This window comes from Streptomyces sp. NPDC107575, assembly GCF_055657265.1.
Genome location: NZ_JBVKBG010000007.1, coordinates 514,120 through 522,445 on the forward strand (window position 1 = coordinate 514,120; position 8,326 = coordinate 522,445).

The window sequence follows — 8,326 nt, forward strand, 5'->3', positions numbered from 1 at the left end:
CGCAAGGCGCTCAGAGGCCGCGCACACGCACGAGGTACCGCGGTTCGACCTCCCCGTTCTCCGCGTCGGACTCGACGACCACACGGCCCTTGCTCCAGCGCACCCGGAAGCGTTCGATCTCCGGTTCCTCCCAGCCGTCCCCGACGTCCCGCGCCGCAAGGCCACCGCCCGTACGTCCCGGCGCCGGCGCCCACGCCTCCAGGGCGACGCCCCCGCCCGCATCGCGCACAGGAAGCACCGACCCGCCACGCGCGAGCACCGGAATGCGCGACAAGGGGGCGTCCACCGTGACCTGCCCGGGCCCCTCGAAGACTTTGCCGGTCACCGTGTCGTACCAACGGCCAGGCGGCAGCTGCACGGTGCGGCGGTCTACTCCCGGCTCCAGGACGGGGGCGACCAACAGACAGTCGCCCAGCAAGAAGGCGTCCTCACAGTCACGCAGCGCCCGGTCCTCCGGAGCACCCCACCACAGAGGCCGCACATACGGGGCGCCGGTGCGCCGGGCGAGATGCGCGAGGGTCATGAAGTACGGAAGGAGGCGACGCCGCTCCTCCAGCGCCACGCGCGCGTGCGCGAGCACCTCTTCGCCGAACATCCAGGGCTCGCGCCGCCCCGCCCGCAGCGCCGAATGCGTGCGGAACAGCGGCAGGTGGGCGCCCAGCTGGAACCAGCGCAGGAACAGTTCCGGTGACGGCTTCCCGTCGAACCCGCCCACATCGGGACCGGAGTACGGGACCCCGCACAAGCCGAGCCCCAACACCAGGGAAAGCGAGGAGCGGAGGCCGGGCCACCCGGTGGCGACGTCACCGGACCACGTCCCCCCGTAGCGCTGCAGCCCCACCCAGCCGGACCGGGAGAACAGGAAGGGCCGTTCCTGCGGCTGGAGTTCGCGCAGCCCCTCGTAGCCGGCCCGTGCCATGCACAGGGCGTACACGTTGTGCGCCTCCCGATGATCGCCGCCCCGCCCCTCGACCGCATGCCGGGACGAGCGGGGGAGCGTGGGCTGACCGAAGGCGGCGAAGGACACCGGCTCGTTCATGTCGTGCCAGAAGCCCGAGAAACCCTGTGTGAGACGTTCCTCGTACAGGCCTCCCCACCACTTGCGCACCCGCTCCGCCGTGAAGTCCGGATACATCGACTCACCCGGCCGCACGACACCTCGCACGGGCCTGCCCGCCGCGTCCCGCACGAAGGCGTCGATCGCCAGCCCGCCGTCGTACAGGGCGTTGCCGCGCTGCACCTTCACCGCCGGGTCGACGATCGACACCAGGCGAACACCCTCACCGCGCAACTGTTCGGCCAGCTTGGGCAAGGACGGAAAACGCTCACGATCGACGGTGAAGGCCTGTCGCGCCGTCAAGTGATCGATGTCCAGATGGACGGCCTCCAGGGGCAGCCGGCGCTCCCTGTAGCCCGCGACGACGCGACGCACCTCCTGCTCGCTCCCGAAGCCCCCACGCGCGTGCTGGTGGCCCAGCGCCCAGCCGGGCGGCACCGCCGCAGCACCGGTCAGCCGGGACCAGACGTGGAGCACGCGCGCGGGTGTGCCCACCACCACCCAGCAGCGCAACGGGCCGCCCTCCATACGCAGTTCGGACGTCCCGGCACAGTCGTGCCCCGACCCCGCCCCCTCGATGCCCTCACGGAGGCTCACGGCGCCGTCCCACGAGTTGTCGTGGAACACCAGATGCGTCCCCGCGTCCGCGACCACCACCTGCACCGGCATCGTGAGCGACAACGGATCGTCCTGCCGTCCGAACGAACCGCCGGGATCCGTGTTCCACAAGCGGTACGTCGCGTCGCGCAGCCGCGGGCCCGAGGCGCGCCCCCCGAGGCCGAAGAAGCGCGCGTCGGCGGCGACCTCGCTGCGCTGCGCCCAGCGCGCCTCACCGCCGCCCTCCGGCTCCCACCACCGGGGCGGCAGATCGCGCCGCAGCAACACCCCACCCGGCGTACGCACCTCCAGGGCGCCGTGCCGCGAGACGACGACGGTCACCCGCTCGGAGACCACCCGCCAGCCGCCGTCCTTGTCCGGCTCGAGCACCGCCCGCGGGTCCGCCTCGGGGCAGAGCCCGGACAGCGCGTACGAGGGCTCGGGTTCGGCCCCGTCCCAGCCCCAGAAGAGAGCACCGCTCACGGTGACGGTGATGCGCAACCGGGACCGCGTGAACCGCACCAGCCCGCCGCCCGGTTCCGGCGTCGCACCGACCACGGAGCCCGGAACCCGGGCCCGCTCGACGCCGCGCCGGGGAAGGCCCAGCGAGTCCGCGCGACGGTGCCGCCACGACGCCCGAAGGGAGCGCAGCCCATGGGCCGGCCCCACGGACGAGACCGCCTTCGCCAAGCGCACCAGGTCACGACCATCCATGCTGCTCACCCTGCCACCGAGGCGCACGCGTGCGTGCCGCGTTCAACTGCCGTTCATCCGTGGTGCCAGCACATCTTCACGAGGCCGACTATGTGGGATACACCCTGGTGTCGAAGTCGATCACGTGGCATCGTCCTGGGAGCCGTGTCAGGCGCACACTCCGCGGTGCGCGCCGAGGACGCACACGCCGAGCACGTACTTCCTGGAGCCGCATCATGTCCACCGAGAACCCGTCACCGCTCTGGCAGCCCGATCGACAGCAGATCGCCGATGCCCAGATCACACGGTTCCAGGCCTGGGCGGCCGAGCAGCACGGCGCGCCCGCCGACGGTGGCTACGAGGCGCTGCACCGCTGGTCGGTCATCGAACTCGAGACCTTCTGGAAGGCCGTCACCGAATGGTTCGACGTGCGCTTCACGCACCCGTACACGCGCGTGCTCGGCAACCGTGACATGCCCGGCGCCGAGTGGTTCCCCGGTGCCACGCTCAACTACGCGGCGCACGCCCTGCGCACGGCGGACGACCCTGCGCGCGCGGACACCCCCGCGATCCTCCACGTCGACGAGACCCACGAGCCCCGCCCCGTCACCTGGTCCGAGCTGCGCGCCCAGGTCGGCTCGCTGGCCGCCGAGCTGCGCGCCCTCGGAGTGCGCCCCGGTGACCGGGTCAGCGGCTATCTGCCCAACATCCCCGAGGCCGCCGCGGCCCTCCTCGCCACGGCTGCCGTCGGAGCCGTGTGGACCTCCTGCGCCCCCGACTTCGGCGCACGCAGCGTCCTGGACCGCTTCCAGCAGGTGGAGCCCGTCGTCCTGTTCACGGTCGACGGCTACCGCTACGGCGGCAAGGAGCACGACCGCCGCGAAACCGTCCAGGAACTCCGCGACGAACTGCCCTCCCTGCGCGCAGTGGTGCACATCCCGCTCCTCGGCACCAAGGCCCCCGAAGGCGCCCTGGAATGGTCGGCACTCACCTCGGCCGACGTCGCGCCCGTCTACGAGGACGTGCCGTTCGACCACCCGCTGTGGGTGCTCTACTCCTCCGGCACCACCGGCCTGCCCAAGGCCATCGTGCAGTCGCAGGGCGGCATCCTCGTCGAGCACCTCAAGCAGATCGGCCTGCACTGCGACCTCGGCCCCGACGACCGCTTCTTCTGGTACACGTCCACCGGCTGGATGATGTGGAACTTCCTCGTCGGCGGCCTGCTCACCGGCACCACGATCGTCACCTACGACGGCAGCCCCGGATACCCCGAGACCGGCGCCCAGTGGGCGATCGCCGAACGCACGGGCGCGACCCTCTTCGGCACCTCGGCGGCGTACGTCATGGCCTGCCGCAAGGCCGGTGTGCACCCCGCGCGCGACCACGACCTCTCCCGCATCAAGTGCGTTGCCACCACGGGCTCCCCGCTCCCGCCGGACGGCTTCCGCTGGCTCCACGACGAGGTACGAGAAGACCTGTGGATCGCCTCCGTCAGCGGCGGCACCGACGTCTGCTCCTGTTTCGCCGGAGCCGTCCCGACGCTCCCCGTCCACATCGGCGAACTCCAGGCGCCCGGGCTCGGCACTGACCTCCAGGCATGGGACCCCGCGGGCGTGCCGCTGACCGACGAGGTCGGTGAACTCGTCGTCACCAACCCGATGCCGTCCATGCCGATCCGCTTCTGGAACGACCCGGACGGCAGCAGGTACCACGACAGCTACTTCGACACCTACCCCGGAGTCTGGCGCCACGGCGACTGGATCACGCTGACCGAACGCGGCTCCGTCGTCATCCACGGCCGCTCCGACTCCACGCTCAACCGCCAGGGCGTCCGGATGGGATCCGCCGACATCTACGAGGCCGTGGAGCGGCTCCCCGAAATCCGCGAATCACTCGTCATCGGCCTGGAACAGCCCGACGGCGGCTACTGGATGCCCCTGTTCGTCCACCTCGCGCCGGGCGCCGCCCTCGACGACGCGCTCCGCGCCCGCATCAAGCAGGTCATCCGCGAACAGCTCTCGCCGCGCCACGTCCCCGACGAGATCATCGAGGCCCCCGGCGTCCCGCACACCCTCACCGGCAAGCGCATCGAGGTCCCCGTCAAGCGCCTGCTCCAGGGCACTCCGCTGGAAAAGGCGGTCAACCCCGGCTCCATCGACAACCTCGACCTCCTCAAGTTCTACGAGGAGATCGCCCGCAAGCGAGCCTGACCGGAGGCCCGCCACCGGTGCCGCATCATCGCCGAACGTAGCGTTGTCAGTGCCCCCGATTACTCTGAGTGAGCATCGTTCAAGCGCGCTCAGGGGGAATCATGGGGCACACGCAACACAGCAGGACGACCGGCATGCGGCGCGTCCTGCGCCGTGAAGTGGCGGGAACCATCGGTCTGTTGGCCGACGAGCAGGACTTCGAGGCCATGCGGCTCTACCGCAGCTTCACCTTCGACGACCACGCGACGTATCTGCGCCAGGTGGAAGGCCTGCTCAAGTCCCAGGCGGCGGCCGGCGGATACACCACGGTCACGCTCTTCGACCCTGCCGAGTTCACGGATTTCTGCAGGGCGGAGGGCCTGGACCCGGACAACGCGGTGAGCCGCACCCGCTTCACCGCGGAACTCGCGGCCTCGGGACCTCTGGTCGCCTACCAGGGACAGCCCATGGCCGACCTCGTCCCCGAGTTGGTGGAAGAGGCGGTCCGCCAAGCGACCTGGGAATTCGCGACGTCCGTCCTCTCCCGAACAGGCGCCTGCGCCGTGTGCGGACAGGACGTCGGGCGCATGGCCTTCGCCAGGGCCTCCTACCTCGTCTCCCGAGTGATCGACGCGCTGGGGGAGGGCGCCCACCACTGGGTGTGCAGCGTGCTCACCGACCGGGAGTCCCTGCACGCCGTCCTGCACGTGGACGCCACGGAACCCGGCACGGTCAGGATCGACGAGTCCGCGGCCATGGAGGTCACGGCCGTACTGGCGCTGGCGATCGTCACCCGGCGCGCCAGCGCGGTCATCGTGCGCAGCTCGGTCACCGGCGAGGAGGACCGCGTCCACGGCTGGCACCTGAAGGACGAAGGGCTCCGGCCGATCCCCGGGGGCCGGGTCTTCGACGCCTACTGCACCGACGCCGACTCCGGAGACCTGTCCGCTCCGGAACCCGGCGTGAACTACTGCACCACACCAGAAGTGGACGACGCCAAGCCGGAAGGGAGGCATCTCCACTGACACCTCCGCGTGGCTGAACCCCGCGAACAAGCGAGAAGGGCGCCCCGCCCAAAGGCGGAGCGCCCTCCGAAGGCACCGATCGTGCTCGGTTACTCGCCGGACAGCACGGCCTGAGCGGCGTTGCGTGCTTCCTCCGCCGACTCCGCGGCACGCGCGGCAGCGGCGGCGCGCTCGCACTGGGCCAGCGTGTACTTGCCGAGCGTCGCTCGCACATACGGAATCGAAGCGGCACCCATGGAAAGGGAGGTGACACCCAGACCGGTCAGCACACACGCGAGCAGCGGGTCGGACGCGGCCTCACCGCAGACACCGCAGCTCTTGCCCTCGGCCTTCGCCGCGTCCGCGGACAGCGCGACCAGGTCGAGCAGCGCGGGCTGCCACGGGTCCTGCAGCCGGGACACGGCACCGACCTGACGGTCCGCGGCGAACGTGTACTGGGCCAGGTCGTTCGTGCCGAGCGACAGGAACTCGACCTCCTGCAACACCGACCGGGCACGCAGCGCGGCGGACGGAATCTCCACCATCGCGCCGAACTTCGCCTGCAGCCCGGCCTCACGGCAGGCATCGGCGAACGCCTTGGCGTCGGCACGGTCGGCCACCATCGGCGCCATGACCTCGAGGTAGACCGGGAGCCCCTCGGAGGCCTTGGCCAGCGCGGTCAGCTGCGAGCGCAGCACCTCCGGGTGGTCGAGCAGCGTCCGCAGACCACGCACGCCCAGAGCCGGGTTGGGCTCGTCCCCGGGCGTCAGGAAGTCCAGGGGCTTGTCGGCACCGGCGTCGAGCACCCGCACCACGACACGACCCTCGGGGAACGCCTCGAGCACCTGCCGGTAGGCCTCGACCTGCTTCTCCTCGGAAGGAGCGTTCTTGCTGTCGTCCAGGAAGAGGAACTCGGTACGGAAGAGACCGACGCCCTCGGCACCCGCCTCGACCGCCGCGGGCACGTCCGCCGGACCGCCGACGTTGGCGAGCAGCGGCACCTTGTGCCCATCGGATGTGGCACCGGGACCGGTCGAGGCGGCCAGCGCCGCCTTGCGCTCGGCGGCAGCGGCCTCCATCGCGGCCCGCTTCTCCGCACTGGGGTCGACGAAGATCTCACCGGTGCTGCCGTCGACGGCGACGACCGTGCCCTCGGCGAGCTCACCGGCGCCGGGAAGCGCCACCACGGCCGGCACGCCCAGGGCCCGGGCCAGGATCGCGCTGTGGCTGGTCGGCCCGCCCTCTTCGGTGATGAAACCGAGCACGAGCGCGGGGTCCAGAAGGGCGGTGTCGGCGGGCGCCAGGTCACGGGCGATGAGCACGTACGGCTTGTCGCTGTCCGGAACGCCGGGCATGGGCACGCCGAGCAGCCGGGCCACGATGCGGTTGCGCACGTCATCGAGGTCAGCGACACGGCCGGCCATGTACTCACCGGCGCCGGCGAGGAGCTCGCGGTAGTGCGAGAACGCGTCGTAGATGCCGCGCTCGGCCGTGCTCCCGACGGCGACGCGACGGTCGACGTCGGCCATCAGCTCGGGGTCCTGGGCGATCATGGCCTGGGCCTCGAGCACCGCCTGAGCCTCGCCACCGGCCAGATTGCCGCGCGCCATCAGGTCGGCCGCGACAGCTTCGACGGCTTGGCGGGCGCGCCCCTGTTCGCGCTCTGCGTCCTCGGCCGGAATCTGCTTGGCCGGCGGCTCAAGCACCGCCGTCCCCATGTGCCGAACCTCGCCGATCGCCACACCGTGGCTCACGCCGACGCCTCGCAGCGTTGTCTCCATCTCACCCGTCTCCGATAGTGCGGCGAGCGCTGCCGCCGCTTTGAGTTCCTGCTGGCCGTCAGTGACGCAGCGCGTCACTTCCAGCCGAAGAGCGCGTCGCCGGCCTTGATGTCGCCGTCCTCGACGACACCGGAAAGGGACTCGGCCGTGGCCTCCAGGGCGACGACCGGGCAGATCGGCGACTTGCCGGCGGCCTCGACGGCGGCCGGGTCCCAGCGGACCACGGCCTGACCGCGCTGCACGGTGTCGCCCTTGTTGACGAGCAGCTCGAAGCCCTCGCCGTTGAGCTGGACAGTGTCGATGCCCAGGTGCGTCAGCACACCGTGGCCTTCCTCATCCACGACGACAAAGGCGTGGGGGTGAAGGGACACCACGATGCCGTCCACCGGGGCCACAGCGTCGGACGCCACGCGCGCGGGGTCAATGGCGGAGCCGGGGCCGACCATCGCACCGGAGAACACCGGGTCAGGAACGGCGGAGAGCCCGATGGCGCGTCCGGTGAGCGGGGACGTCACACTGGTCATGGCAAGCCTCCCAGGGGGCGGAGAATCAGGGTCGCCGTCACTGCCTGTCCTGGACGGCGTACTGTTCAGAAGCGTAAGTCATAAAAAGTCCCGGTTCCCTACGAGAGGTCCCGGTTGGCGGACGTAGGGGCTGCGGGCAAACGATTTGCGCCGAAGCTCGGGCCCGATGTACTGTCGTACCCCTGCCAGAGGGGCAGCCGACGCCATCGAGCGTCCAACACCTCGGCAGCATCTATCAAGTCCTAAGTTGCAATGCGAACCGTATTCCTGCATGCCTGCAGGAGTGTGGCAAGCGGGCCGGAAAAAGACTGATAGTGTTTGACCTCGCCGAAAGGGCCGCGAAAGCGAAATCCCTTGAGGCAAGCATCAAACCCGAGGAAATCGGTCGGTGAAACGGTCTGATAGAGTCGGAAACGCAAAACAGCAAGACCGAAGGGAAGCGCCCGGAGGAAAGCCCGAGAGGGTGAGTACAAAGGAAGCG

The 8,326-nt window shown here is 70.5% G+C and carries 6 protein-coding genes; 2 read left to right on the top strand and 4 right to left on the bottom strand.

The genetic code is table 11. From position 1 onward, the window contains the following. Nucleotides 1-10 precede the first annotated feature (10 nt). Nucleotides 11-2,368 (bottom strand): glycoside hydrolase family 31 protein, encoded by a 2,358-nt coding sequence (locus ACZ7L4_RS34760; RefSeq protein WP_472108786.1) that lies wholly within the window; start codon nucleotides 2,366-2,368, stop codon nucleotides 11-13. 215 nt (nucleotides 2,369-2,583) lie between these two features. On the opposite strand from ACZ7L4_RS34760, the gene ACZ7L4_RS34765 reads away from it, so the two are divergent. Beyond that, nucleotides 2,584-4,557, top strand: a complete 1,974-nt coding sequence (locus tag ACZ7L4_RS34765) for an acetoacetate--CoA ligase (protein WP_472108787.1) — start codon at nucleotides 2,584-2,586, stop codon at nucleotides 4,555-4,557. 101 nt (nucleotides 4,558-4,658) lie between these two features. After that, nucleotides 4,659-5,561 (top strand): hypothetical protein, encoded by a 903-nt coding sequence (locus ACZ7L4_RS34770; protein ID WP_472108789.1) that lies wholly within the window; start codon nucleotides 4,659-4,661, stop codon nucleotides 5,559-5,561. A gap of 89 nt (nucleotides 5,562-5,650) precedes the next feature. Here ACZ7L4_RS34770 and ptsP read toward each other — a convergent pair whose 3' ends face one another. From ptsP to ACZ7L4_RS34785, 3 genes are all read right to left on the bottom strand, one after another. Next, nucleotides 5,651-7,321 (bottom strand): phosphoenolpyruvate--protein phosphotransferase, encoded by a 1,671-nt coding sequence (gene ptsP, locus ACZ7L4_RS34775; RefSeq protein WP_472108791.1) that lies wholly within the window; start codon nucleotides 7,319-7,321, stop codon nucleotides 5,651-5,653. Between the two features lie 74 nt (nucleotides 7,322-7,395). Then, on the bottom strand, nucleotides 7,396-7,845 hold the full coding sequence (locus ACZ7L4_RS34780; RefSeq protein ID WP_472108793.1) for a PTS sugar transporter subunit IIA: 450 nt from the start codon (nucleotides 7,843-7,845) through the stop codon (nucleotides 7,396-7,398). A 242-nt stretch (nucleotides 7,846-8,087) separates the two neighbouring features. Continuing rightward, nucleotides 8,088-8,326, bottom strand: a 239-nt coding sequence (locus ACZ7L4_RS34785) for a hypothetical protein (RefSeq protein ID WP_472108795.1), incomplete at its 5' end; no start/stop codon positions are given.